We start from the raw sequence: 23,868 nt of genomic DNA on the forward strand, positions 1-23,868 counted from the left end.
CGACCGATCATGAGGAGGGCCTGTGAGCTGGTTCTCGAAACTCCTGCTGCCCGGTCGGCTGCGCACAGGGCCCACGGCGCTGCTGCCTGCCCGGCCGGATCCGAAGACACTGCTGGCGGTCGCACAGCTCGCCGATCCCGAGGCGAGAACCGACGGCGACGACATCCTCGCGGGCGGATCGCGCATCCAGCCGCCCGTCGAACTGACCGCGGACGTCCTCGCCAAACTCGGCGTGCCCGACGATGACGGGCTCTGGGCGTGCCGGATCGCGGCCGAGGGGCCGCTGCCGGTGGACTTCTTCGACAAGAGCCTGGCCGAGGGCATCGCCTACCGCCTGGGCGGCTGGTCGCTGTGCCAGGGCGAGCCGCTCGATCCGGCGGAGGACGCCGGAGACCCGCTGGTCTATCTGCCGGCCGTGCCCGAGCCCGAGGAGATCCTGCCGGTTCTGTCCGAGGCGCTGCGGCACGCCGAGGCGGTGGACGCCGAGAGGTGGCCGGAAGGCGAGCTGATCGAGGGCATCGTCCACGTCCCCGTCCGCGGGGGCAGGGTGGCCGACGTCTACGCGGGGGCCGACGTGCTGGTCACGATCGAGGAGGGGCACCGCCTGCCGCCCGCCGCGCAGACGCGCTGGCCGTACCTCACGGAGATCGCGATCGCCCGGGTCTCCCCGGTGACGCGTACGGAGGAGCCGGAAGGCGAGGACGCGGACCTTGCCGACGGCCCGGCGGAAGGCGTGCCGGACGCGGACGCGGCCCCGGGCCCGCTGGACGCCGCATCGGGCACGGACGCGGACACGGACACGGACGCCGGATCCGATACGGATGCCGGATCCGATACGGATGCCGGCTCCGACACGGATGCCGGCTCCGACGCGGAGGACGTGCTGAGCGGGAACGACACGGAGGGCGCCGACGAGGTGCGGGCGGCGCTGCTCGTCCGGGCGGCCGTCGCGGTGACGCTCGCCAACGCGCTCCGGGGGATCGCTGCCGACAGCCGGGGTTTCCAGCTTGCCGAGCCTGCCGACGTGCTGCCGGGGGGATATGCCTGAGCCCTGCCCATGGATAAACCGTGCCCGTATCGTCGCCTCCCCCGACGAAAGTTCTGATGTAACCTCTCACTAACCGAACATTGCTCGGTTTCTTATGGAGGCACTGTGGCAGAGGCGTACATCGTCGGGGCGGTCCGCACGCCGGTCGGCAAGAAGAAGGGCGGGCTCTCCACGGTCCACCCGGTCGACCTGGCCGCCCACACTCTCTCCGCGCTCATCGAGCGCACCGGCGTCGACCCCGCCGCCGTGGACGACGTGATCATGGGCTGCGTCATGCAGTTCGGCCCGCAGTCCATGGACATCGCGCGCAACGCGTGGCTCAGCGCGGGCCTCCCGGAGACCGTGGCCGGGGTCACGATCGACCGGCAGTGCGGCTCGTCGCAGCAGTCCATCCACTTCGCCGCGCAGGGTGTGCTGTCGGGGACGCAGGACCTGGTCGTCGCGGCCGGCGTCGAGTCGATGTCCATCGTGCCGATGGGGTCGAGCATCTCGGCGGCGCTGGAGAAGGGGATGCCGTTCCCGTTCGGCGACAAGTGGGTGGAGCGGTACGGCAAGCAGGAGATCTCCCAGTTCCGCGGCGCGGAGCTGATGTGCGAGAAGTGGGGCCTGGAGCGCGACGAGCTGGAACGCTACGCCTACGAGAGCCACCAGCGGGCCGCGAAGGCGATCGCCAACGGACACTTCAAGGACCAGATCGCCCCGGTCAACGGCGTGACCGACGACGAGGGCCCGCGGCCCGACACCACGCTGGAGAAGATGGCCGAGCTGAAGACCCTCCGCGAGGGCGGCCGGATCACCGCGGCCACCTCCTCGCAGATCTCCGACGGCTCCGGGGCGCTGCTCATCGCCTCGGAGCAGGCGGTGCGCGAGCACGGCCTGGTGCCGCGCGCCCGGATCGTCACGCTCGCGCTGACCGGTGACGACCCGATCTACATGCTGACGGCGCCGATTCCGGCCACGCGCAAGGCGCTGGCCAGGGCGGGGCTCGCCATCGAGGACATCGACGTCATCGAGATCAACGAGGCGTTCGCCCCGGTGCCGCTGGCCTGGCTCAAGGAGATCGGGGCCGACCCGGCGCGGACCAACCCCAACGGCGGCGCCATCGCGCTGGGGCACCCGCTGGGCGGCACCGGCGCGATCCTCATGACCAAGCTCCTGCACGAGCTCGAGCGCACCGGCGGGCGGTACGGCCTGCAGACGATGTGCGAGGGCGGCGGCCAGGCCAACGTCACGATCATCGAGCGTCTCTGATCGTCCGCCGAAAGAAAAAGGGCACCCCGGATGGATCCGGGGTGCCCTTTGCCTGCCGGGCCGGTTACTTGGCTCTCGGCAGTCGCCGCGGCTGCCGTACCGGTCGCATGGGCGGGGCCGGGATCTGGCGCGGCGGCGGGAAGGAACGCTGAGGCTGCGGCGTGCGCGGGTTCTGCTGCTTGCCGCTCTTGCTGGACGCGCGAGTACGCATACGGGATCTCCTTGTACGTCGGGAACGCGGCACCGAGGTGCCGTCACTCAGCTGCCGCGTCGGATGGACAGGGCCGGAAAGCTGAGCGGATCAGCGGCTCAGAGAGCTGATCAGCGGTCGCCGTAGAGAATCCACATGCGGATGACAGTAACAAGCCGTCGTATCGCCGGACAAAGGGTTTTCGTTCCGTCCAAGGCGACCAAGCCGCTTCCAAGCGGCTCACCAGACTGCGACAAGTGGGTTCCTGTGTACTCAACCGCGTCAGAGAGACGTTCCCTGCACAGGAGATACCAATGAAGTCACTCAAGCGCGTCGCGGCCGTTCTCGCCACCACCGCCGTCGCGGTCACCACCTTCGGCGTCCTGTCCGCCCCGGCGCACGCCCAGATGCCCGAGGGCTGGTACCGCTGCTACGTGCCGGGGTACGGCACGATGTGGTGCCTCGACGTGTGAGCCTGACCGGCCTCGCTGCACGGCCCCGCCCCCACGTCCCGGGGGCGGGGCCGTGCCGTTCCCGTCAGCCGATGCGCCGGTGGACGTCGTCGAACATGGACGGGCCGGTGCGCTGGGCGGCGATCCACGGGCCCTCCAGCGACGGGTCGACGATGCCCTCCTCCAGGAAGGTGTAGCGCCCGTCGAGCACCCGCCGGGCCAGCCGCACGTCCATGGTGTCGGTGTTGTCCCAGAGCCGGTCGAACAGTGCCTCGGCCCGCTGCCGGGCCTGGTGGCAGAAGGTGTCCGCCAGCTCGTACGGCTTGCGCCCGAACTCGGCCGCGTCCTCCTGGGCGCGCACGCAGACCGCGGTGATCGCGAACAGTTCGGCGCCGATGTCCACGATCCGCGACAGGAACCCCTGCTTGTGCTCCAGTCGCGCCTGCCAGCGCGACATGCCGTAGAACGTCGATCGGGCGAGCTTGCGGCAGGTCCGCTCGACGTAGCGCAGGTGCTGGGCGAGCGGGCCGAACTCGGCGTACGACGTGGGCACCTGGCCGGGCCCGGTCACCAGGCCCGGCAGCCACCTGGCGTAGAAGGCGCCGGCCCGGGTGGCCGCCCGGCCCTTGGCGCGCAGGCCGGCCTTCGGATCGACGAGCTCGCCCGCGACCGACAGGTGGGCGTCCACCGCCTCGCGGGCGATGAGCAGGTGCATGATCTCGGTCGAGCCCTCGAAGATGCGGTTGATCCGCAGGTCGCGCAGCATCTGCTCGGCGGGCACGCCGCGCTCCCCGCGGGCGTGCAGCGACTCGGCGGTCTCGTAACCGCGCCCGCCTCTCATCTGCACGAGCTCGTCCATGAGCCGCCAGGCCATCTCCGTGCTGTACAGCTTGGCGAGCGCGGCCTCGATGCGGATGTCGTTGCCCTCGTCGTCGGCCATCCGGCTGGACAGGTCCACCACCGACTCGAGCGCGTACGCGGTGGCGGCGATGAAGGCGACCTTACGGGCGATGGCCTCGTGCTGGCCGACCGGCCGCCCCCACTGGACCCGCTCGCATCCCCACTCGCGGGCGATCTTCGTCGCCCACTTCGCCGCGCCGACGCAGGTGGCCGGGAGGGAGAGGCGACCGGTGTTGAGCGTGGTCAGGGCGATCTTCAGGCCCTGACCCTCACGGCCGATCAGGTTCTCCACCGGCACCCGCACCTGGTGGAAGCGGGTGACGCCGTTCTCGATGCCGCGCAGGCCCATGAACTGGTTGCGGTGCTCGACGGTGATGCCGGGAGCGTCGGCCTCCACGACGAAGGCCGAGATCTTGGCGCCGGTCCGGGCCATCACGACCAGCAGGCCGGCCACCACGCCGTTGGTCGTCCACAGCTTGACCCCGTTGATCACGTACGCGTCGCCGTCGCGGACGGCGGTCGTCGACAGGCGGGCGGGGTCGGAGCCGACGTCCGGCTCGGTGAGCAGGAAGGCGGAGATCTCGCCCCGGGCGCAGCGGGGCAGGAAGCGGCGCTTCTGCTCGGGGGTGCCGAACAGCCGCAGGGGCTGCGGGACCCCGATGGACTGGTGCGCCGACAGCAGCGCGCTGAGCGCGGGGGAGCACGAGGTCACGAGTTCCAGCGCGCGGCAGTAGTACAGGTGGCTCAGCCCCAGCCCGCCGTACTCCTCCTCGATGGTCATGCCGAACGCGCCGATCGCCGCCAGGCCCTTGACCACCTCGTCCGGAATCACGGCGGTGCGCTCGATGAGCGCGGGATCGACCTTCTCCTGCAGGAACGCCCGCAGGGCGCGCAGGAAGTCGTCTCCCTTCTTGATCTCCTCCTCGGTGAGGCGGGGGGCGGGGTGCACGAGGTCCAGCCGGAAGTCCCCCAGGAAGAGCTGCTTTCCGAAGCTCGGGCGGGTCCACTCCGTCTCGCGCGCCTGCTCGGCCACCTCCCTGGCCTTGGCGTAATCGGTCGTCATCATCGACCTCCTCGGCGGTGATAGGAGCTGTGCTCGTTAACTACCCGCCAGTAGCCTTTTGCATCGCGGGAAGCGCGATGTGTACGGCCGTCCCTTCGCCGGGGGAGGAGACGATCCGGCAGCGGCCGCCGTGCGCCTCCACGATGGCCTTCACGATCGACAGGCCGAGCCCCGCCCCGCCGGACAGGTGCACCTCTCCGCGCTGGAAGCGGTCGAAGGCCCGCTCCGCCTGCTCCGGGCTCATCCCCGGCCCGGTGTCGCGCACCTCGATCGTCACCGACTCCGGGGCCCGCAGCAGCCGTAAGGTGGCCCGGGTGCCCTCGGGGGTGTGTGCCCGCACGTTGCCGAGCAGGTTGACGAGCACCTGGCGCACCCGGGCCTCGTCCACGGTCGCGACCAGGGAGGGCGGGGCCTCCACCGTCACGGGGTACGCGGGATCGAGGGCGGCCGAGTCGGCGGCGACCTCGCGGGCCATCTCGGTCAGGTCGGTCTCATCGAGCGCGAGTGCGGCGCCCCGGTCGAGCCGCGCGAGTTCCAGCATCTCGCCCACCAGGCGGCCCATGCGGTTGGCCTCGGCCTCGATCCGCCCCATGATCTTGGGCAGGTCCTCCGGCGGGATCGCCCCGGCCCGGTACAGCTCCGCATACCCGGAGATGGTCGACAGCGGGGTGCGCAGCTCGTGGGAGGCGTCGGCGGCGAAGCGGCGCACGCGCTCTTCTGACGCCTCGCGGTCGCGGAAGGCGTCGGCGATCCGGTGGAGCATGAGGTTGATCGCCGCGCCGAGCCTGCCGACCTCCGACGGCCCCTCGGGCATCCGGGCCGACAGGTCGACTCGCTCGGCCACCAGGTGGGCGGTGCCCGCCATCTTGCCGAGAGGCGCGAGACCACCGGCGATCAGCAGCCGGCCGCCCGCGGCCAGCAGCAGGATCAGCACCCCGCCGGTCGCCAGCTCGCTGATCAGCAGGTGGCGCACCGGGTCGTCGACCGCGTCCAGGGGCACCGCGACGACCACCAGCCGCAGACCGCTCGGCGACATCGCCACCGCCGCGATCATGTCGTGGTCGCGGCTCGGGTCGAGGTCGAACGTGCGGCCCTGCGCCGCGTACGCCAGCAACCTCTCCTTGCCCAGCGTCTCGGCCAGCCCGGGGACCGCCGCGGCGTCGGCGGCGTCGCCGCTGACCAGATGGGCGCGGTCCTCGGTGAGGTCGTAGGCGGCGAGGGCATAGGTGGAGCCGGTCAGCGCCTGTTCGAGCGGGTCGCCCACGACCACCCGGCGTGCCGCCGTGACGGTCGCCGCCACCACCTGCCCCTCCAGCCGCGTACGCAGGTGGCCGCGCAGGACGAGGACACTGACGAGGGAGAACACGACGAGCAGGACAGCGCTCACCCCGAGCAACCCGGCGAGCAGGCGCGTCCTGAGCGACATCAGGAATCCTGGGGAGGCCGCAGCGCGTATCCGATGCCGCGCTGGGTGTGGATCAGCGGCGGTCCGAGCGGGTCGAGCTTGCGGCGCAGGTAGGAGATGTAGGTCTCCAGCACCTGCGAACTCCCGCCGTAGCCCCAGACCTCCTCCAGCAGCCGCCGCTTGGTGAGCACCAGGCCGGCGTTGGACATCAGGAAGGCCAGCAGGCGGAACTCGGTCGGCGACAGCTCAACGGGGACGCCGCCGCGCCGCACCTCCCAGCGCGCCTCGTCGAGTTCCAGGTCGGCCACCCGGAGGATCGGCCCGTCCGCCCGCTCGGCCGCCGCCGGCACCGTCGTACGGCGCAGCACGGCGCGGATCCGCGCGACCAGCGCCTCGACGGAGAAGGGCTTGGTGACGTAGTCGTCGCCGCCGAGCGTCAGCCCGCGCACCGTGTCGGCGACCGCGTCGCGGGCGGTGAGGAAGATCACGGGAGGGTGCACTCCGCCGGCGCGGATCCGCCGGCACACCTCGAAGCCGTCGATGTCGGGCAGCATGACGTCGAGGACGACCAGGTCGGGCTGGTCCCGCAGGACCTCGCCGAGCGCCGCGGCTCCCGTGCCCACGGCCGTCACCCGGAAGCCGTGGAATCTGAGCGCGACTTCCACGACGTCCCGGATGTTTGGCTCGTCCTCGACGACGAGGATCCTGGTTTCACTCATGAGGGACCCATTGTGCAGGTAGAAGGCATTTGCCGCACAATTACGGTCTCCGTGGCCGCTCCACGCGGCAGTCGCGCGTCAGCGTGGGACGCGGGCCACGCAGAACACGGTCTGGCCGAACGGCGGGCGGACGAACCGCTCGATGAGCCGGGTCAGCGGCACGACGGTGCGGTCGTAGATCTTGACGAGCCGGGGGTCGGGGTAGCCCACGCCGCCCCGCCGCACGGCCGCCCACCAGGCGATGCCGCCGAGGAAGTTGATCGGCTTGAGCACCTGGACCTCGAGGCCGGCGTCGGTCACGGTCTTGCGCAGGGTGGCGGGGGTGTAGCGGGTGACGTGCCCCACCTTGCGGTCGAAGTCCCCGTAGAGCTGCATGTAGCCGGGCACCCAGATGATGATGCGCCCGCCGGGAGCGGTCACCTTGGCCAGCGACCGCAGCGCCTCGGCGTCCTCCTCGATGTGCTCGAGGACGTTCATCATCACGACGGTGTCGACCGGGTCGGCCAGGGGGATCTCGGTCGGCAGGCCGAACTGGAGCACCGACACGTCGTCGCGGTCGGCGAACCTCTTGCGCAGCTGCTCCACGCAGTAGGGATCGAAGTCGCTGACCACGAGCCGGTCCAGGCGCGGCAGGAACTGCTCGGCGAAGTGCCCGAGACCCGAACCGATCTCCAGGAGCGACCGCCCGACGTGCGGTGCGACCATGTCGAACTCGTACTGCCGGTAGTTCTTGGCCTCGTCGCCGCCGAGGTGGTTCTCCAGAGCCTCGTCCCCGGCCGCCGGCTGGACTACTCGGTCATACCCAGACATAGGATCCTCGATCTGCACGCTGACGGTCGTGGAAAGTGTAGTGCCCGCCCCATTGGCGGGCGTCCGCTTCGCCGGAGGGGCCGCCGATGACGGCTTCGGCCCGCACTGTTCTCATGGCGGTACTGTGAATCCTTCGATGCCACGGTGAATCTTTCTGCGGCGCCATTCTTTCGACGGCACGTTCTCGGCGAGCACTGTTCTTCGGCGAGCACCGTTCTTCAGAGAGCACTGTGGACGAGATGCCCGCCTGATCGTAGGCTTCACCTCCATCCCGCCCCCCGATTGCCCCCGATTGCCCCTGATGGACGACGACGAGGCAGTTACCCGCGCCCTGGCCGGTGACCTTGACGCCTACGAGGTGCTGGTCACCCGATACAGCGCGGTCGCCCACCGGACGGCGAGCCTGCTCGGGGCGGCCGACGAGGCGGAGGACGTCGTCCAGGAGGCGTTCGTCAAGGCGTTCCGCCACCTCAAGGGGTTCCGCCGCGGCTCGTCCTTCCGCCCCTGGCTGCTGCGCATCGTGGCCAACGCGACCCACGACCTCACCCGGTCGCGCGGCCGCCGCTCCGACCTCGCCGTACGGCTGGGCCGCGAGCGGGAGCCGTACGGACCAGGGGATCCCGAGGACCCGGAGGACGCGGCCGTGGACGCCGACGGCAGGACCCGCCTGCTGGAGTCCGTACGCGCGCTGCCCGACGGGGAACGCGAAGCCGTGGTCTGCAGGTATTTCCTGCAGTTGTCCGAGGCGGAGACGGCCGAGGTCCTCGGCGTGCGCCTCGGCACGGTGAAGTCGCGGACGTTCCGGGCCCTGCGGCGCCTGCGGGAGGAGGTGGGCCGTGAGCACCTCGGATGACAGCGATCCGATCGCACCGGAGGACCTCGAGTCACGGCTGCGGGCCCTCGGCGAGGACCTGGCGGTGCCTCCTGCGCCGCCTCCCGCCGACCTGGCGCGCGCCGTACGCGCCCGCCTCGAAGACGGCCGGGCCCACGACGGGCGCGCCGGCGACAGGGCACGGCGGCGGGCCGCATGGCGGCCGTCGCCGCGCGTGGCGGCAGCGGCGGTGGCGGTGCTGATGGCCGTGCTGCTCGGGGCCACCCCCCAGGGCCGGGCCGCGGTGGTGTCGGTGCTGCGCTTCGCGGGCGTCGAGATCCACGTGGGCGGCGCCGGGCCGCTGCCCACGGGGGTGCCGGGCCCGTTGCCCGGCGAGCGCCGGGTGACGCTGGAGGAGGCGCGGCGGACCGCCCGCTTCCCCGTCGCCGTGCCGTCCGCGCTCGGCGTGCCGGCCGACGTACGCGTCGCCGACGGCGGCCGGGTGGTGACGCTCCTGTGGCCGGGCGTCCGGCTCGACGAGTTCGACGGCACGCTGAGCGTCGTCTGGCGCAAGGAGCTCGGAGAGCCGTGGCCGGATCAGGTGGGCGCGGTCGGCGGATGGTGGATCCAGCAGCCCCACGGGGTGTCGTACATGCCGTCGGCCGGCGGCGCGCCGCAAGAGGCGCGGGTGGCAGGGCCGACGCTCATCTGGCAGCACAAGCTGGTCGGGCTGCGGCTGGAGGGGCCGGACCGCGACGAGGCCGTGCGGATCGCCCTCTCGGTCCGGTGAACGGCGGACTCACTCGGGGGAGGCGAGCCAGGCGTCGATCTCGCCGAGCAACTCCTTCTTCACCGCGTCGGGCGCCGTCGACGACCGGATCGACTGCCGGGCCAGCTCGGCGAGCTCGGCGTCGGCGAAGCCGTACACCTCCCGGGCGAGCTCATACTGTGGCAGCAGCCGGGCGCCGAACAGCAGCGGGTCGTCGGCGCCGAGGGCGATCGGCACCCCGGCCTCGAAGAGCCGCCGTAGCGGCACGTCCTCGGGCCGTTCCGCCACCCCGAGGCCCACGTTGGACAGCGGGCACACCTCACAGGTGATCTGCCGGTCGGCCAGCCGTTCCATCAGGCGGGGCGACTCGGCCGCGCGCACCCCGTGACCGATCCGGTCGGCGCCCAGGTCGTCGAGGCATTCCGCGACGCTCGCCGCGCCCAGCAGCTCGCCGCCGTGCGGCACGGCGAGCAGCCCCGCACGCCTGGCGATCCGGAAGGCGTGCTCGAAGTCCCTGGCCCGGCCGCGCCGCTCGTCGTTGGACAGGCCGAAGCCCACCACGCCCCTGCCCTGGTAATGCGCCGCCAGGCGGGCCAGCGTCCTGGCGTCGAGCGTGTGCCGGGTGCGGTTGGCCGCCACGATCACCGCCATGCCGATCCCGGCCTGCCGGGCTGCCCTCTCCGTCGCGTCGAGGACGAGTTCGAGTGTCTCGGTCAGCCCGCCGAACCGCTGGGCGTACCCGGACGGGTCCACCTGGATCTCCAGCCAGCGCGACCCCTCCCGGGCCTCGTCCTCGGCGGCCTCGCGCAGCAGCCGGTAGACGTCCTCGGGCCGGCGCAGCACCGACCGCGCGATGTCGTACAACCGCTGGAACCGGAACCAGCCGCGCTCGTCGGTCGCCCGCAGTTTCGGCGGCCAGTCCTCCACCAGAGCGTCGGGAAGGTGGACGCCCTGCTCCCGGGCGAGCTCGATCAGCGTCGAATGCCGCATCGAGCCGGTGAAGTGCAGGTGCAGGTGTGCCTTGGGGAGCGTGTTTAGTGGACGTGCCATCTCCATATGTTGCCGCATGTCGCTCTCAACCCGTCGCGGGGTTGGCGCGTTGGGGAGGGGCGAAAGGGGAGCTCATGACCGAAGAAGACGAGGCGGCCTTCGACGAGTTCCTGGCCGCGCGCAGCACCGCCCTCCTGCGCACCGCGATCCTGGTCTGCGGCGCCTCTGCGTCGGATGCCGAGGACATGGTCCAGAACGCGCTGGAGAAGGTCTACCGGCACTGGCCGCGGATCCGGCACGACAACCCCGAGGCGTACGCGCGCCGGGTCGTGGTGAACGGCGCGATCAGCAAGGCCAGGCGGCGCAAGGTGCTCCAGGAGATCACCTTCGCCCAGCCGCCGGAGACACCTGTGGAGTCGCCGGACCTCGGCCTGCGCGACGTGCTCGTCACCGAACTCAGGAAGTTGCCGGCCCGGATGCGGGCCGTACTGGTCCTTCGCTACTGGGAGGACATGTCGGAGGCCGAGACCGCCGCGCTGCTCGGCTGCTCGGTCGGCACCGTCAAGAGCCAGGCCGCCCGTGGCCTGGCACGCGTGCGCGCACGCATGGAGAACCTGGAAGGAGCGTCCGCATGAACGTCGAAGAGGCACTGAGAGATGCCATGGCCGCTCAGGTCGCCGGCGTGCACGCGTCGCCGTCGCTGGGCCAGGCGGTCCGGCGGGGCAACCGCCGCCACGCCGTCAGATTTCGTGTGGCGGGGGCGGTCGTGCTCGCCGGGGCGGTCGCCGTGGGCGTGCCCGTGGCGTTGACCGCCCGGCCCGACACCGCCTCCAACCCCGGCAGCCTCGCCGGGACCGGCGCCGGCGGCCAGGGAGGTCCGGCCGCGTCCGCAGCCGCCTCCGGCGACACCGTCGCCACGCCGGAAGTGCTCGTCCCCGACGTGGTCGGCAAGCGCGCCGTGGAGGTCGACGCCATCCTGAAGGAGGCCGGCTACACGGTGAGGGTCATGAAGATGCTCAACGACGACGCCCCGGCGGGCACGGTCTTCGCCCAGATGCCGCAGCCCGGGACGGCCGCTCCCCCCGGGGCGGCGGTCACGATCATGATCGCCACAACGGCCGGTCCGACCCCCGCCCCTTCGGAGAGCGCCGAGGGGGCGGGGATGCCCCAGGACCTCGGCGACCTGGGGGACGGCCGGACGCTCGGCGGTGTGCACCTCGGCTACCTGCCCGAACGGCTCGAATGGGGCAAGTGGTCCGGCAAGGACGGGTTCGGCAAGGAGACCTACACCACGAGCTGGGTGGAGCCCGGCCTGGAACCCGGCATGTACAACGTCCAGATGGTCGTCTACCGGAAGGACGCCGCGAGCGTGCTGGCCAAGCGCATGCAGAGCTTCGCCGCGCAGGGCGCCGAGCCGGTCGAGGTCGGCGGCAGGAAGGCCTACCTGGTCAGCGTGTCGGAGGGCGGCGACCGGATCCTGGACGGCGGCACCCGGACGATCGTGTGGACCCTCGCGCCCGGCGTCGGGGCCGAGGTCATGATCAGCCCTGACTACGCGGCCAAGCTCGGCACGGCGGAGGCCGACAAGGAGCTGAAGAAGATCGCCGCCGGAGCCGCCCTCGACAAGTGACCCCACCCCGATCCGGGCCCCCGCGTTCTGTGGTGGGCTTCGCGATCACGCCCGGAGCATGACGAAGGCCCGGTCCCGCTTTCGGGGGACCGGGCCTTCGCACCGGAATCCGTGGCGTCCAGGAGGACTCGGTTCTCAGCGGGTCTCCGTCGCCGGTGCGCCTCGATGCCGGGCCGGCTGAATCTTTCAGTGGGCCTCGGCCAGGAGCTTGGTCACCCGGCTGACGCCCTCGGTCAGGTCGTCGTCGCCCAGCGCGTACGACAGGCGGAAGTAGCCGGGGGTGCCGAACGCCTCGCCGGGCACCAGCGCGACCTCGGCCTCCTCAAGGATGAGCTCGGCCAGCTCGGCCGAGGTCTGCGGACGCTTGCCGCGAATCTCCTTGCCCAGCAGCGCCTTGACCGACGGGTACGCGTAGAACGCGCCGAACGGCTCAGGGCAGACCACGCCGGGGATCTCGTTGAGCATCCGGACCATGGTCTGGCGGCGCCGGTCGAACGCCGCGCGCATCCGGGCGACGGCCGACAGGTCGCCGGAGACGGCCGCGAGCGCGGCGGCCTGGGCGACGTTGGAGACGTTCGAGGTGGCGTGGGACTGCAGGTTCGTCGCCGCCTTGACCACGTCGGACGGGCCGATCAGCCAGCCCACCCGCCAGCCGGTCATCGCGTACGTCTTGGCCACGCCGTTCAGCACGACGACCCGGTCGCGCAGCTCGGGGACGGCGGTGGCGATGCTGGAGAACTGCGCCTCGCCGTAGACCAGGTGCTCGTAGATCTCGTCGGTCACGACCCACAGGCCCTTGTCCAGGGCCCAGCGGCCGATCTCCTCGACCTGGGCGGGGGAGTAGACGGCCCCCGTCGGATTGGACGGCGAGACGAACAGCAGGACCTTGGTGCGGTCGGTCAGCTTCTCCTCGAGCTGCTCGACCGAGGCCAGGTAACCGGTGGTCTCGTCGGTGACCACGTCGACCTGGACACCGCCCGCGAGCTTGATCGCCTCCGGGTACGTCGTCCAGTAGGGCGCCACGACCAGGACCTCGTCACCGGGGTCGAGCAGCGTGGCGAACGCCTCGTAGACCGCCTGCTTTCCGCCGTTCGTCACCAGGACCTGAGCGGCCTCGACCTGGAACCCGCTGTCGCGCAGCGTCTTGTCGGCGATCGCCTGCTTGAGCTCGGGCAGGCCCCCGGCCGGCGTGTACTTGTGGAACCGGGGGTTCCGGCACGCCTCGACGGCCGCCTCGACGATGTAGTCGGGCGTGGGGAAATCGGGCTCGCCGGCGCCGAAGCCGATGACCGGGCGACCGGCCGCCTTCATCGCCTTGGCCTTGGCGTCCACGGCCAGAGTCGCGGACTCGGAGATCGCGGATATACGTGCGGAGATGCGAGGTCGCGTCATGCCTCCATCGTTCCAGACGCGCCACGCGGTTTCGTCTCCATATCCAGGATGCGGACGGGTTCGCACGGTAGCTTTAGACCGCACGCGAACGGCACCCGAGCCGCCTCCGGGCGGTGCGGTGGCCGTGTGGTTCGACGGAGTGGTGAATCCCGCGTACACTTCACCGACTAGTGGGCCACGTGAACGACGGGACGGACGCTCCGGCGCGTTTCTCGGGTATCGTGGTGCACGGCTTAGGGCACTAGCGCAATTGGTAGCGCACCGGTCTCCAAAACCGGCGGTTGGGGGTTCGAGTCCCTCGTGCCCTGCGGAGTGCGGTCCGCGCAACAATGGCGTGAAAGCGCGCCGCAACTGCGACGGACACGACGGATCAGGTGAGGACTGTGGCGATCGACACCCGCGGTGAAACCGCTGGCAAGCCAGGCAAGCCGACCAGTGAGAAGAAGGCAAAGCGCACCTCGCCCGCTCTGTTCTACCGGCAGGTCGTCGCCGAGCTGCGCAAGGTCATCTGGCCCCGGCGTAATGACCTGATCTCGTACACCGTAGTTGTCCTGGTCTTCGTTGTGATCATGGTTGGGCTCGTGTTCGGGATCGATACGCTGCTGGGTAAGGCAGTGCTCTGGCTCTTCGGCGGATCCTGATCCGGTCCGAGACGTCACAGCACGTCAAGACACCAAGCGAAGAAGGAAGAGTCCCGTGTCCGAGTCCCCGATGCCGGCCGACCGCTCCCATGATGAGCATGACGAGTGGGGCACCGAGCAGGACGAGGCCGTAGCAGAGGTCGAGGAGACCGAGGAGACCACGGTCGCCGACTCAGACGGCGGTGACGGCGGCGAAGACTCGGCCGAGGCCGCCGCGCAGGTCGACGAGGACGGTGACGTCCTTCCGGATGTCGACCCGGTCGAGGAGTTCAAGCGTCAGCTTCGCGGTCAGTTCGGCGAGTGGTACGTCATCCACTCGTACGCCGGTTACGAGAACCGCGTGAAGCAGAACATCGAGAGCCGTATCGGGTCCCTCAACATGGAGGACTTCATCTTCCAGGTCGAGGTGCCGACCCACACGATCACGGAGTTCAAGGGCGGCAAGAAGACTCCGATCAAGGAGCGCGTGCTTCCCGGCTACGTTCTGGTCCGGATGGACCTGACCGACGAGTCCTGGGCCGCGGTGCGTAACACGCCCGGTGTGACCGGCTTCGTCGGCCTGTCCAACAAGCCGAGCCCGCTGAACCTCGACGAGGTCGCCAAGCTGCTGGCCCCGGAGCCTTCCGAGGAAGTCAAGAAGGCCACGACCAAGACCGCCACCGCGACCGTCGACTTCGAGGTCGGCGAGTCCGTCACGGTCATGGACGGGCCGTTCGCCACGCTGCCGGCCACGGTCAGCGAGATCAGCGCCGAGTCGCAGAAGCTCAAGGTCCTCGTCTCGATCTTCGGTCGAGAGACCCCGGTCGAGCTGTCGTTCAACCAGGTCTCGAAGATCTGAGCGCCTCGCGTAGACTCGATAGCCGTCCTCACGCACGCCCTGTTTCGGCGTGCCCGTGAGGCTTTTGTAGGACAAAGGACCCGGAGAAAGACAAATGCCTCCAAAGAAGAAAGTCGCGGCCCTGGTGAAGGTCCAGCTTCCCGCTGGGCAGGCCACCCCCGCGCCGCCGGTCGGTACCGCGCTCGGTCCGCACGGCGTCAACATCATGGACTTCGTCAAGCAGTACAACGCGGCGACGGAGGCCCAGCGGGGCAACATCATCCCCGTCGAGATCACCATCTTCGAAGACCGCACCTTCACCTTCATCACGAAGACGCCGCCGGCGCCTGAGCTGATCAAGAAGGCCGCCGGTCTGCAGAAGGGCAGCGCGAACCCGCACAAGGACAAGGTGGGCAAGCTGACCCGCGAGCAGCTTCGCCAGATCGCCGAGACCAAGATGCAGGACCTCAACGCGAACGACGTCGAGGCCGCCGAGAAGATCATCGCCGGCACCGCCCGCTCCATGGGCATCACCATCGCCGACTGACTCTCAGCGGTGACCATCGCAGTGGGAGGGCCCGCGCAGGCCCGGACCACGATCTCCACGAGGAGCATGAAGTGAAGCGCAGCAAGAACTGGAAGAACGCGGCGGCCGAGGTCGACCGCGCGGCCCTGTACGCCCCGCTCGACGGCGTGCGGCTGGCCAAGAAGACCGCGACCACGAAGTTCGACGCGACCGTCGAGGTCGCCCTGCGGCTGGGCGTCGACCCGCGCAAGGCCGACCAGATGGTCCGTGGCACCGTCAACCTCCCGCACGGCACCGGCAAGACCGCCCGGGTCCTGGTCTTCGCGACCGGTGACCGTGCCGAGGAGGCCCGCGCGGCGGGCGCCGACATCGTCGGCTCCGACGACCTGATCGACGAGGTGTCCAAGGGCCGTCTCGACTTCGACGCGGTCGTCGCCACCCCGGACCTGATGGGCAAGGTCGGTCGTCTGGGCCGCGTGCTCGGCCCCCGCGGCCTCATGCCGAACCCGAAGACCGGCACCGTCACGCCCGACGTGGCCAAGGCCGTCACCGAAATCAAGGGCGGAAAGATCGAGTTCCGGGTCGACCGGCACGCGAACCTGCACTTCATCATCGGCAAGGCGTCCTTCGACGACCGTCAGCTGGTGGAGAACTACGCCGCGGCGCTGGACGAGGTGCTGCGTCTCAAGCCGTCGGCGGCCAAGGGCCGTTACCTCAAGAAGGTCACCTTCACCACGTCCATGGGCCCGGGCATCCCGGTCGACCCGAACGTGACGCGGGGGATGACCGCCGAGATCGACGCCTGAGCCGTCACCCCGGCCGATACGACGACGGAAGCCCCCGCCCTTTCGGGCGGGGGCTTCCGCGCGTCTGCCGATAATCAGACGGCGAATAAACTCGGCCCGTGACCGAAGAGCGCAGGGATTCCGTCGATCACATCCTCGACCAGTGGCAGCGCGAGCGGCCCGACCTGGACCTGTCGGCCATGGGGGTCTTCGGTCGCGTCGCCCAGGTGGCCCGGGTGGTCGAGGGCCGGGTCGAGGAGGTCCTCAACCGGCACGGCCTGCGCTCGGGGGACTTCGACGTGCTGGCCGCGCTGCGCCGTTCCGGCCCGCCGTACACGCTGATCCCGTCCGAGCTGTCGGACATGGTGATGATGTCGCGTGCCGGCATGACCAGCCGGCTCGACCGGCTGGAGGCCGCCGGACTGGTCGAGCGCAGTCTCGACCCGGCCGACCGGCGCAGCTTCAAGATCTCGTTGTCGGAGAAGGGGCGCGAGGTCATCGACGCGACGCTCACCGACCACGCGGCGAATCTCGCCGGGCTCGCGTCGGGGCTGGCCGCGGAGGACGCCGCGACGCTCGATCGGTTGCTGCGCGACCTCCTGGGCGCCCTCGCGTAGGCCGTGGTCAGGCCCGGCTCTGCCGCACGCCGCGGCGCCAGACCTCGCGAAGGGCGCGCGTTGCGGTGATGTCGCGAGTCGGGTCGCCGTCCACCAGCAGCAGGTCCGCGCGCAGGCCCGGCGCGATCCGGCCCCGATCGTGCAACGCGAACAGCCGTGCGGGGACGGCGGTGGCCGCGGCGAGCGCCTCCTCGCAGGTGAGGCCCGCCTCGGTGAGCAGCGCCAGTTCGCGGTGCATGCTCACGCCGTGCGGCGGAGCGAGGAAGTTGGCGTCGGTGCCCGCCACCACGGCCGCGCCCGCGGTGTGCAGAGCCCGGGTCGCGCCGAAGGCGTTGACGAGGCCCCGCGGGTGCACCGGGACCGCCCCGGGGTCCCTGCGGGCGGTCCCGGCCGTCCCCTCCGGGAGGCGTGACACGATGCGCTCGTCCTGGAGGACCTCGGCGCCGCCCTCGCCTCCCGTGATCACTTCGATGTAGCTGAGCGTGCTGACCACGAAGACGCCCTGCCTCGCGATGCGCGCGGCCAGTTCGGCCACGTACGGATCCTCGGGCCCGAGGTCGTGGAAGACGTGGGTGAGCGCGTCGACGCCCGCGTCGAGGGCGATGGCCGCTTCCCGGGCGGTGGCGATGTGCGCGACGGCCATGAGCCCCGCCGCGTGCCCGGCCTCGACCAGGGCGGCCACGACGCCGGGGGACAGCACGGGCAGGTCCAGTCCGGCGGTGGAGCCGTCGTCAATCACGATCTTCAGGTAGTCGGCGCCCTCGGCCAGCCGCGCTTCGACGAACGCCTCGGCCTCGCCCGCGTCCGCGATCGTGTCGAAGGGGCCCACGGCATCGCCCACGTGCTCCAGCCCGGCGGTCTCGGCCGCCATGATCTGGCTGGGGTGCCCTCCCGGCGCGGTCGCGAGCACTCCCGAACTGCGCAGGTCGGCCACGTCGTCGCGGTCCGCCGCGAGCCGCCGCTGTCTGGCCAGGTTGGACGGCAGACAGAACATGTCGAGCTCGGTGGTAACCCCGAAGGCCAACGCTTGGGCGAGCATGCCGTCGGAGACGTGCGTGTGGGCGTCGAGCAGTCCGGGGAGCAGTGTCCCGCCCGAGCCGTCGATCTCGGCGTCGGTCCGCCCTCCGTCCCACTCCGTGATCCGGTCGTTCTCGATGAGCACGTCTGCCCGGGGAATGGCACGCTCCCCGTCGAATACCCGCACGTCCTTGATCAGCGTACGCATGGCTCTCCTTCGCCGTCCGCATTTTGTTTCATGTCAGATAGTACGGAGGCTAACTATCAGGAAGCAAACGAGAGCGATGTGGAGGTTTTGTGCACATCTCATGGGGGTCTGCCCGGTAGCGACGCGCTGTCGGCGTTAGGCGCATAGGGTCAAGGGCAGGTAAAGGGGGACACCGAAGGGATGGAAACAATGCGACGACTACTGGTGGCCGCCGGTGCGGTGGCCGCGATCACGGTCGCGGGATGCGGGACGACCGCGACTCCGTCTCTCCAGAACGCACAGCTCTCGGCAGCCGAGGCCATCCAGCAGACCGCGCAGAAGGCCGGCGACGTCAACACCTATGCCGCGGACCTCGTGGTGAACGTCACCGACGCCAAGGGCGGTCAGGGTGGGGTCATTCAGGGGACCATGCTCTTCCAGAAGACCCCACAGATCGCCTCTGACATCAACCTCAGCCAGGTGGCGTTCAACGGGCAGAACGTGCCCGGCGGAGTGCGGGCGATCCTTCAGGGCGACGTGGCGTACGTGAAGCTCGACATGCTCAGGACCCTGGTGGGCGCCACCAAGCCGTGGATCAGGCTCGACCTGAAGCAGCTCGGCTCGCAGGCCGGCGTGAACATCGACCAGTACCTCGCCCAGGCCCAGCAGTTCGACCTGAAGACGAGCGTGGCCATGCTCACGGCGTCCAAGGACGTCAAGTCGGTGGGCAGCGAGCAGGTCGGCGGGGTGGACACGACCCACTACTCGGGCTCGTTCCCGGTGGCCGAGGCGGTCAAGCAGCTTCCCGAGGACCAGCGCGGCCGGATGCAGGGCGAGCTCGCGAACGCCAAGGACGTGAAGTTCGACGCCTGGATCGACGCCCAGGGCCTGCCGCGCAAGGTCGAGTTGAACGGCGGCAAGCCGGACGCCGGCGCGTTCAAGGCCACGGCGATGTTCAAGTCGTTCAACGAGCCGGTCTCGATCGAGGCGCCGGCCGCCGACCAGGTCGGTGAGCTGCCGCAGACGCTGCCGCACGCCGCGCAGCAGCCCTCCGGCACCGGAAGCTGATTTGGCGTCCTGCCGGTTGACAACGTAGTCTGTCTCCTGCCGAAGACCGCCGGTCGTCACCAGGCCCACAGCCCGGTGACCGAAGGATCCACGTGAGTGGACGGCCCGCGTAGGTGTGGAGACGCTTGAGGACGTTCGACGTCCATCCAAGCCCCGTGCGCCTGCGCCGGGGCTTGTCTGTTTTCTGAGGGCCTTCGCCGGCGGCACATCTGGAAGGAGGCCCATGGCGAAGGCGGAGAAGAGCGTCGCGATCGCCGAGCTCAAGAGTGAGTTCGAGGGATCCAGCGCCGCCGTTCTGACCGAATACCGCGGTCTCACCGTCGCTCAGCTCAAGCAGCTGCGCGTCTCTCTCGGTGGGAATGCGAAGTTCGCCGTGGCGAAGAACACGCTTACTAAGATCGCGGCCAACAACGCCGGGATCACCTCCCTGGACGACCTGTTCCAGGGCCCGACCGCCATCGCGTTCGTCAAGGGTGACGTCGTGGAGGCGGCCAAGGGTCTGCGTGACTTCGCCAAGGCCAACCCCCTCCTGGTGATCAAGGGCGGTGTCGTCGACGGCAAGTCGATGACCCCCGACGAGATCACGAAGCTTGCCGACCTTGAGTCCCGCGAGGTGCTCCTCGCGAAGCTGGCCGGCGCGCTGAAGGCCAAGCAGTCCCAGGCTGCCGCCACCTTCGCCGCGCTGCCCACCACGATGGCTCGACTGGCCGAGGCTCTGCGCGCCAAGCGCGAAGAGGCCGGCGAGTAGGTCCGCGCAGCGGACGGGGGAAGCGCGCACCGCGGTCCCTTTACACGTTTTTTGCTAGATCCACTGGAGGAACACATCATGGCGAAGCTCAGCACCGACGAGCTGCTCGACACCTTCAAGGAGATGACCCTTCTTGAGCTGTCCGAGTTCGTGAAGGTCTTCGAGGAGACCTTCGACGTCAAGGCCGCCGCTCCGGTCGCCGTCGCCGCCGCCCCGGCCGCCGGTGGCGCCGGTGGTGCCGCCGAGGAGGCCGAGGAGCAGGACGAGTTCGACGTCATCCTCGAGGCCGCCGGCGACAAGAAGATCCAGGTCATCAAGGAGATCCGCGCCCTGACGAGCCTGGGCCTCAAGGAGGCCAAGGACCTCGTGGACGGCGCTCCGAAGCCGGTCTTCGACGGCAAGGTCAACAAGGAGCAGGCCGAGAAGGCGAAGGCCGCCCTGGAGGGCGCCGGCGCCACGGTCACCGTCAAGTAAGACGGTCTCGCAACACGCTTCACCGAAGGGGCGGGTCCATCCAGGTGCCGGATGGGACCGCCCCTTTCGCATGCCCGGACGCCGTACGGAATCCAGACTCTATGGGCAGGGCAGGCCCGTTGATCTATCGTGCGGGATAGGGAGTGTCCGACACGGGACATGGTTCGCCGGACACGACCTCCGCGCGACGTGAACGGGCCGAGACGACGACCGGGTGCTCAGGAGGTGCGGGGATGCGGCGCGCGCTGACCGTCGGGCTCGTGCTCCTCGTGGTCGCGTCTGCCCTGGCGGTCCGGTACCTCGCCCAGGCCCGTACGGAGGCCCTCGCGGCGGCCGAGGACCGCGAGATGGCCGTACGGGCCGCCGCGGCGCACGCCGTGAGCCTCATGTCGATCGACCACCGCCGCATCGACGACGACATCAAACGCGCGCTGGCGACCTCCACGGGCCCGGAGCGGGCGCAGTACGCCGCCGGGCAGGCGGCCCTCAGGGCCGCCACGCTGAAGAACAAGGCCGTGCAGACGGGCGTCCTGCGGGCCTCCGCGCTCGCCTCCCTCGGCGGCGACCGGCGCACGGCACAGGTGCTGATCGTCGGCGACGCGGTGATCCACTGGGAGGACGGCAGGAAGGCCCCTCCGGAGGAGCGCTTCTTCCGCTGGCGCATGGACGTCACGAAGGCCTCGGGCCTGTGGCTGGTCTCGCGGGCGGAGCTGGTGCAGTGAGGCGCCTGCTGCGGGCGCTGACGGCCCTCGTGGCGGCCGGGCTGGCCGTCGCGGCAGTGTGGCTGCTGCTCGATCTGCGCCGCCTCCAGGCCACCGAGAGAGCCTCCGGAGAGGCCCTCTCCGCCGCCCGGTCCTACGCCCCCGACATGTTGTCGTACGACTACCGTACGATCGACCGGGACATGCAGAGGGCGGGAGCGCACGCCACCGGGCAACTGGCGGAGCACTACCGGACGCTCGCGGCGACGCTGGGACCGCAGGCGCGCGAGCGGCGGACCGTGCAGCACGCGGTCGTGGCCGCCGCCGGCGTGGAGTCGGCGACGCCGGAAGAGGTCCGGGTGCTGCTGTTCGTGAGCATGGTCACGACGCGGTCGGGCCCGGGTCAGGACGAGCCGAAGCAGCAGGTCAGCCAGGGGAGAGCACGCCTGGTCATGGTGACGCAGGGCGACGGCTGGCGGGCCTCCCGGCTGTCCACGCTCCTGGGGGACACGCCCGTTCCCTGAGCCCGTGGCTAAATTGTTAGTAAAGAAGACGTTTAAGCCGTGCCAGTGGCTGGGTATCCAAGGCACGGTGGCGTCGACCGACGGTCAGCGTTGGGTCGTTCGCGTGACTGAGCGTTACCCGTCTCCGGTCCCGGGTAGGGACTGGATCCCCGGCGCTCGCTCAGTCGCGAGGGCAGAAAAACCCAGCGTGACCCCTGTCGGTTAGGCGAAATGTCGGCTCCCGGGCTTGACGTTTCGGCGCTGACGGGTGATGCTGCCACCAACGTGGAGCGCAGAGCGATAGCGGAGTGGACAGGTGTATGCCGATCGGCTACACTGCCCCTTTGCGCTGCCCTTTGACGACCGTCTCTCTGAGTAACTCTTAGTCCTGGTCGTCTGGCGTGCGTGTAGTCAGTCCGCGAGCCCTCGGAAGGACATCTGTTGGCAGCCTCGCGCAACGCCTCCGCCGTACCCGCCGGTCCCCGAACCGTGTCGTTCGCACGAATCGAGGAGCCGCTCGAAGTACCCGACCTTCTCGCCCTGCAGACCGAGTCCTTTGATTGGCTGCTCGGAAACGAGAAATGGAAGGGCCGGGTTGAGGCGGCTCGCCAGGCCGGGCGCAAGGACGTCCCGGCCCAGTCAGGTCTCGAAGAGATCTTCGAGGAGATCAGTCCCATCGAGGACTTCTCCGGAACCATGTCTCTGTCGTTCCGGGACCACAGGTTCGAGCCGCCCAAGTACTCAGTCGATGAGTGCAAAGACAAGGACATGACCTACTCCGCCCCGATGTTCGTCACGGCGGAGTTCATCAATAACACCACAGGTGAGATCAAGAGCCAGACGGTGTTCATGGGCGACTTCCCGCTCATGACGTCGAAGGGCACGTTCATCATCAACGGCACCGAGCGTGTCGTGGTCTCCCAGCTCGTCCGTTCCCCGGGTGTCTACTTCGACCGCTCGGTCGACAAGACGTCCGACAAGGACCTGTTCGGCTGCCGGGTGATCCCGTCGCGCGGCGCGTGGCTCGAGTTCGAGATCGACAAGCGTGACAGCGTCGGCGTGCGCATCGACCGCAAGCGCAAGCAGCCGGTCACGGTGCTGCTGAAGGCGCTGGGCTGGACCAGCGACCAGATTCTGGAGCGTTTCGGTCAGTACGAGTCGATGCGGGCGACCCTGGAGAAGGACCACACCTCCGGCCAGGACGACGCGCTGCTCGACATCTACCGCAAGCTGCGTCCGGGCGAGCCGCCGACCAAGGAGTCGGCGCAGGCGCTGCTGGAGAACCTGTACTTCAACCCGAAGCGCTACGACCTCGCGAAGGTCGGCCGTTACAAGATCAACAAGAAGCTGGGCGTCCAGGCCGACATCACCCAGGGCACGCTGACCGACGAGGACATCGTCTCCACCATCGAATACCTCGTCCGGCTGCACGCGGGTGAGGAGGCGATGGGCCCGGAGGGCTCGGTGGTCGTCGAGACCGACGACATCGACCACTTCGGCAACCGCCGTCTGCGCAGCGTCGGCGAGCTCATCCAGAACCAGGTCCGGCTGGGCCTGGCCCGCATGGAGCGCGTCGTCCGCGAGCGCATGACCACGCAGGACGTCGAGGCGATCACGCCGCAGACCCTGATCAACATCCGCCCGGTCGTGGCGTCGATCAAGGAGTTCTTCGGCACCTCGCAGCTGTCGCAGTTCATGGACCAGACGAACCCGCTGGCCGGCCTGACGCACAAGCGGCGTCTGTCCGCGCTGGGCCCGGGCGGTCTGTCGCGTGAGCGGGCCGGCTTCGAGGTCCGCGACGTGCACCCCTCGCACTACGGCCGCATGTGCCCGATCGAGACGCCGGAAGGCCCGAACATCGGTCTGATCGGCTCGCTGTCCTCCTATGGGCGGGTCAACTCGTTCGGCTTCGTCGAGACGCCCTACCGGAAGGTCGTCGACGGCCGGGTCACCGACGAGATCGACTACCTCACCGCGGACGAGGAGGACCGGCACGTCGTGGCGCAGGCCAACACGGGCCTGAACGCCGACGGCACCTTCGCCGAGACCCGCGTGCTCGCCCGTCGTAAGGGCGGCGAGTTCGAGGCCGTCCACCCGTCCGAGGTCGACTACATGGACGTCTCGCCGCGTCAGATGGTGTCGGTGGCGACGGCGATGATTCCGTTCCTCGAGCATGACGACGCCAACCGGGCGCTCATGGGGTCGAACATGCAGCGTCAGTCGGTGCCGCTGCTCAAGAGCGAGGCTCCGCTGGTCGGGACCGGCATGGAGTATCGCGCCGCGACCGACGCCGGTGACGTCATCACGGCCGAGAAGGCCGGTGTGGTGGAGGAGGTGTCCGCCGACTACGTCAC

Annotated in this window: 25 protein-coding genes and 1 tRNA gene; 19 read left to right on the top strand and 7 right to left on the bottom strand. The window is 69.9% G+C overall.

Features of this window, described 5'->3' with window-relative positions:
- Positions 1-22: 22 nt before the first annotated feature.
- From ACIBK1_RS38055 to ACIBK1_RS38065, 3 genes are all read left to right on the top strand, one after another.
- Positions 23-1,048 (top strand): hypothetical protein, encoded by a 1,026-nt coding sequence (locus ACIBK1_RS38055; protein WP_396740495.1) that lies wholly within the window; start codon positions 23-25, stop codon positions 1,046-1,048.
- 105 nt (positions 1,049-1,153) lie between these two features.
- A complete protein-coding gene (locus tag ACIBK1_RS38060) occupies positions 1,154-2,299 on the top strand; it encodes an acetyl-CoA C-acetyltransferase (RefSeq protein WP_363423643.1) in 1,146 nt (381 codons plus the stop codon).
- Between the two features lie 504 nt (positions 2,300-2,803).
- Complete coding sequence (locus ACIBK1_RS38065; RefSeq protein ID WP_156081078.1) at positions 2,804-2,962, top strand: hypothetical protein; 159 nt, start codon at positions 2,804-2,806, stop codon at positions 2,960-2,962.
- Between the two features lie 64 nt (positions 2,963-3,026).
- On the opposite strand, the gene ACIBK1_RS38070 is transcribed toward ACIBK1_RS38065, so the two are convergent.
- From ACIBK1_RS38070 to ACIBK1_RS38085, 4 genes are all read right to left on the bottom strand, one after another.
- The gene (locus ACIBK1_RS38070) at positions 3,027-4,904 is read right to left on the bottom strand and encodes an acyl-CoA dehydrogenase family protein (protein ID WP_357321996.1); all 1,878 of its coding nucleotides are present in this window, start codon (positions 4,902-4,904) and stop codon (positions 3,027-3,029) included.
- 40 nt (positions 4,905-4,944) lie between these two features.
- Positions 4,945-6,330, bottom strand: coding sequence for a sensor histidine kinase (locus ACIBK1_RS38075; protein WP_051762162.1), 1,386 nt, complete (start codon positions 6,328-6,330; stop codon positions 4,945-4,947).
- Positions 6,330-7,028: a response regulator transcription factor gene (locus tag ACIBK1_RS38080; RefSeq protein WP_030510292.1), complete on the bottom strand. Its 699-nt coding sequence runs from the start codon at positions 7,026-7,028 to the stop codon at positions 6,330-6,332. The genes ACIBK1_RS38075 and ACIBK1_RS38080 overlap by 1 nt, the downstream gene beginning before the upstream one ends.
- Positions 7,029-7,106: 78 nt before the next feature.
- Positions 7,107-7,838 carry a class I SAM-dependent methyltransferase gene (locus ACIBK1_RS38085; RefSeq protein ID WP_387073486.1) on the bottom strand — a complete coding sequence of 244 codons (732 nt, stop codon included), beginning with the start codon at positions 7,836-7,838 and terminating at the stop codon, positions 7,107-7,109.
- 301 nt (positions 7,839-8,139) lie between these two features.
- Between ACIBK1_RS38085 and ACIBK1_RS38090 the strand changes: the two genes are divergently transcribed.
- Both ACIBK1_RS38090 and ACIBK1_RS38095 read left to right on the top strand, forming a co-directional pair.
- Positions 8,140-8,691: an RNA polymerase sigma factor gene (locus ACIBK1_RS38090; RefSeq protein WP_030510290.1), complete on the top strand. Its 552-nt coding sequence runs from the start codon at positions 8,140-8,142 to the stop codon at positions 8,689-8,691.
- The gene (locus ACIBK1_RS38095) at positions 8,675-9,439 is read left to right on the top strand and encodes a hypothetical protein (protein ID WP_396740498.1); all 765 of its coding nucleotides are present in this window, start codon (positions 8,675-8,677) and stop codon (positions 9,437-9,439) included. Before ACIBK1_RS38090 ends, ACIBK1_RS38095 begins: the two co-directional genes overlap by 17 nt.
- A 9-nt stretch (positions 9,440-9,448) precedes the next feature.
- On the opposite strand, the gene ACIBK1_RS38100 is transcribed toward ACIBK1_RS38095, so the two are convergent.
- Complete coding sequence (locus ACIBK1_RS38100) at positions 9,449-10,468, bottom strand: adenosine deaminase (RefSeq protein WP_036408073.1); 1,020 nt, start codon at positions 10,466-10,468, stop codon at positions 9,449-9,451.
- A 74-nt stretch (positions 10,469-10,542) separates the two neighbouring features.
- Here ACIBK1_RS38100 and ACIBK1_RS38105 point away from each other — a divergent pair, with 74 nt between their 5' ends.
- Positions 10,543-11,043, top strand: coding sequence for a SigE family RNA polymerase sigma factor (locus ACIBK1_RS38105; protein ID WP_030510287.1), 501 nt, complete (start codon positions 10,543-10,545; stop codon positions 11,041-11,043).
- Positions 11,040-12,038 (top strand): PASTA domain-containing protein, encoded by a 999-nt coding sequence (locus ACIBK1_RS38110; protein ID WP_081903811.1) that lies wholly within the window; start codon positions 11,040-11,042, stop codon positions 12,036-12,038. Before ACIBK1_RS38105 ends, ACIBK1_RS38110 begins: the two co-directional genes overlap by 4 nt.
- A gap of 186 nt (positions 12,039-12,224) precedes the next feature.
- On the opposite strand, the gene ACIBK1_RS38115 is transcribed toward ACIBK1_RS38110, so the two are convergent.
- Positions 12,225-13,430: a pyridoxal phosphate-dependent aminotransferase gene (locus tag ACIBK1_RS38115; RefSeq protein ID WP_030510285.1), complete on the bottom strand. Its 1,206-nt coding sequence runs from the start codon at positions 13,428-13,430 to the stop codon at positions 12,225-12,227.
- Positions 13,431-13,665: 235 nt separating this feature from the next.
- Here ACIBK1_RS38115 and ACIBK1_RS38120 point away from each other — a divergent pair.
- From ACIBK1_RS38120 to ACIBK1_RS38145, 6 genes are all read left to right on the top strand, one after another.
- Positions 13,666-13,738, top strand: a tRNA-Trp gene (locus tag ACIBK1_RS38120).
- 75 nt (positions 13,739-13,813) lie between these two features.
- Positions 13,814-14,071, top strand: a complete 258-nt coding sequence (gene secE / locus ACIBK1_RS38125) for a preprotein translocase subunit SecE (protein WP_030510284.1) — start codon at positions 13,814-13,816, stop codon at positions 14,069-14,071.
- A 55-nt stretch (positions 14,072-14,126) separates the two neighbouring features.
- A complete protein-coding gene (nusG, locus tag ACIBK1_RS38130; protein WP_030510283.1) occupies positions 14,127-14,909 on the top strand; it encodes a transcription termination/antitermination protein NusG in 783 nt (260 codons plus the stop codon).
- Between the two features lie 94 nt (positions 14,910-15,003).
- Positions 15,004-15,435, top strand: a complete 432-nt coding sequence (rplK, locus tag ACIBK1_RS38135) for a 50S ribosomal protein L11 (RefSeq protein ID WP_030510282.1) — start codon at positions 15,004-15,006, stop codon at positions 15,433-15,435.
- Positions 15,436-15,506: 71 nt separating this feature from the next.
- The gene (gene rplA, locus ACIBK1_RS38140) at positions 15,507-16,220 is read left to right on the top strand and encodes a 50S ribosomal protein L1 (RefSeq protein ID WP_030510281.1); all 714 of its coding nucleotides are present in this window, start codon (positions 15,507-15,509) and stop codon (positions 16,218-16,220) included.
- Positions 16,221-16,318: 98 nt separating this feature from the next.
- Entirely contained in the window at positions 16,319-16,816 is a 498-nt protein-coding gene (locus ACIBK1_RS38145) for a MarR family winged helix-turn-helix transcriptional regulator (protein ID WP_076438516.1), read from the top strand.
- 7 nt (positions 16,817-16,823) lie between these two features.
- On the opposite strand, the gene ACIBK1_RS38150 is transcribed toward ACIBK1_RS38145, so the two are convergent.
- Entirely contained in the window at positions 16,824-18,041 is a 1,218-nt protein-coding gene (locus ACIBK1_RS38150; RefSeq protein ID WP_396740502.1) for an amidohydrolase family protein, read from the bottom strand.
- Positions 18,042-18,230: 189 nt separating this feature from the next.
- On the opposite strand from ACIBK1_RS38150, the gene ACIBK1_RS38155 reads away from it, so the two are divergent.
- The 6 genes from ACIBK1_RS38155 to rpoB all read left to right on the top strand — a co-directional run.
- A complete protein-coding gene (locus ACIBK1_RS38155) occupies positions 18,231-19,088 on the top strand; it encodes a LolA-like protein (protein WP_357319369.1) in 858 nt (285 codons plus the stop codon).
- A 223-nt stretch (positions 19,089-19,311) separates the two neighbouring features.
- Positions 19,312-19,836 (top strand): 50S ribosomal protein L10, encoded by a 525-nt coding sequence (rplJ, locus tag ACIBK1_RS38160; protein WP_030510277.1) that lies wholly within the window; start codon positions 19,312-19,314, stop codon positions 19,834-19,836.
- Positions 19,837-19,914: 78 nt separating this feature from the next.
- Positions 19,915-20,310, top strand: coding sequence for a 50S ribosomal protein L7/L12 (gene rplL / locus ACIBK1_RS38165; RefSeq protein WP_030510276.1), 396 nt, complete (start codon positions 19,915-19,917; stop codon positions 20,308-20,310).
- Between the two features lie 233 nt (positions 20,311-20,543).
- The gene (locus ACIBK1_RS38170; RefSeq protein ID WP_051762156.1) at positions 20,544-21,032 is read left to right on the top strand and encodes a hypothetical protein; all 489 of its coding nucleotides are present in this window, start codon (positions 20,544-20,546) and stop codon (positions 21,030-21,032) included.
- Entirely contained in the window at positions 21,029-21,535 is a 507-nt protein-coding gene (locus tag ACIBK1_RS38175) for a hypothetical protein (RefSeq protein WP_396740504.1), read from the top strand. The genes ACIBK1_RS38170 and ACIBK1_RS38175 overlap by 4 nt, the downstream gene beginning before the upstream one ends.
- A gap of 420 nt (positions 21,536-21,955) precedes the next feature.
- Positions 21,956-23,868: DNA-directed RNA polymerase subunit beta (gene rpoB, locus ACIBK1_RS38180; RefSeq protein WP_396740506.1), on the top strand; the 1,913-nt coding region annotated here is incomplete at its 3' end.

It is taken from the genome of Microbispora rosea, assembly GCF_044460045.1.
In the GTDB taxonomy this organism is placed as follows: domain Bacteria; phylum Actinomycetota; class Actinomycetes; order Streptosporangiales; family Streptosporangiaceae; genus Microbispora; species Microbispora rosea.

What these genes read in the sequence shown, in the direction of transcription:
- ACIBK1_RS38080 (WP_030510292.1), bottom strand. Translation starts at nt 7,028, where the DNA reads ATGAGTGAAACCAGGATCCTCGTCGTCGAGGACGAGCCAAACATCCGG.
- ACIBK1_RS38105 (WP_030510287.1), top strand. Translation starts at nt 10,543, where the DNA reads ATGACCGAAGAAGACGAGGCGGCCTTCGACGAGTTCCTGGCCGCGCGC.
- ACIBK1_RS38085 (WP_387073486.1), bottom strand. Translation starts at nt 7,838, where the DNA reads ATGTCTGGGTATGACCGAGTAGTCCAGCCGGCGGCCGGGGACGAGGCT.
- ACIBK1_RS38155 (WP_357319369.1), top strand. Translation starts at nt 18,231, where the DNA reads ATGCGACGACTACTGGTGGCCGCCGGTGCGGTGGCCGCGATCACGGTC.
- ACIBK1_RS38110 (WP_081903811.1), top strand. Translation starts at nt 11,040, where the DNA reads ATGAACGTCGAAGAGGCACTGAGAGATGCCATGGCCGCTCAGGTCGCC.
- ACIBK1_RS38070 (WP_357321996.1), bottom strand. Translation starts at nt 4,904, where the DNA reads ATGACGACCGATTACGCCAAGGCCAGGGAGGTGGCCGAGCAGGCGCGC.
- ACIBK1_RS38170 (WP_051762156.1), top strand. Translation starts at nt 20,544, where the DNA reads ATGCGGCGCGCGCTGACCGTCGGGCTCGTGCTCCTCGTGGTCGCGTCT.
- rplL (WP_030510276.1), top strand. Translation starts at nt 19,915, where the DNA reads ATGGCGAAGCTCAGCACCGACGAGCTGCTCGACACCTTCAAGGAGATG.
- ACIBK1_RS38115 (WP_030510285.1), bottom strand. Translation starts at nt 13,430, where the DNA reads ATGACGCGACCTCGCATCTCCGCACGTATATCCGCGATCTCCGAGTCC.
- ACIBK1_RS38100 (WP_036408073.1), bottom strand. Translation starts at nt 10,468, where the DNA reads ATGGCACGTCCACTAAACACGCTCCCCAAGGCACACCTGCACCTGCAC.
- ACIBK1_RS38150 (WP_396740502.1), bottom strand. Translation starts at nt 18,041, where the DNA reads ATGCGTACGCTGATCAAGGACGTGCGGGTATTCGACGGGGAGCGTGCC.
- ACIBK1_RS38065 (WP_156081078.1), top strand. Translation starts at nt 2,804, where the DNA reads ATGAAGTCACTCAAGCGCGTCGCGGCCGTTCTCGCCACCACCGCCGTC.
- rplJ (WP_030510277.1), top strand. Translation starts at nt 19,312, where the DNA reads ATGGCGAAGGCGGAGAAGAGCGTCGCGATCGCCGAGCTCAAGAGTGAG.
- rplK (WP_030510282.1), top strand. Translation starts at nt 15,004, where the DNA reads ATGCCTCCAAAGAAGAAAGTCGCGGCCCTGGTGAAGGTCCAGCTTCCC.
- ACIBK1_RS38090 (WP_030510290.1), top strand. Translation starts at nt 8,140, where the DNA reads ATGGACGACGACGAGGCAGTTACCCGCGCCCTGGCCGGTGACCTTGAC.
- ACIBK1_RS38075 (WP_051762162.1), bottom strand. Translation starts at nt 6,330, where the DNA reads ATGTCGCTCAGGACGCGCCTGCTCGCCGGGTTGCTCGGGGTGAGCGCT.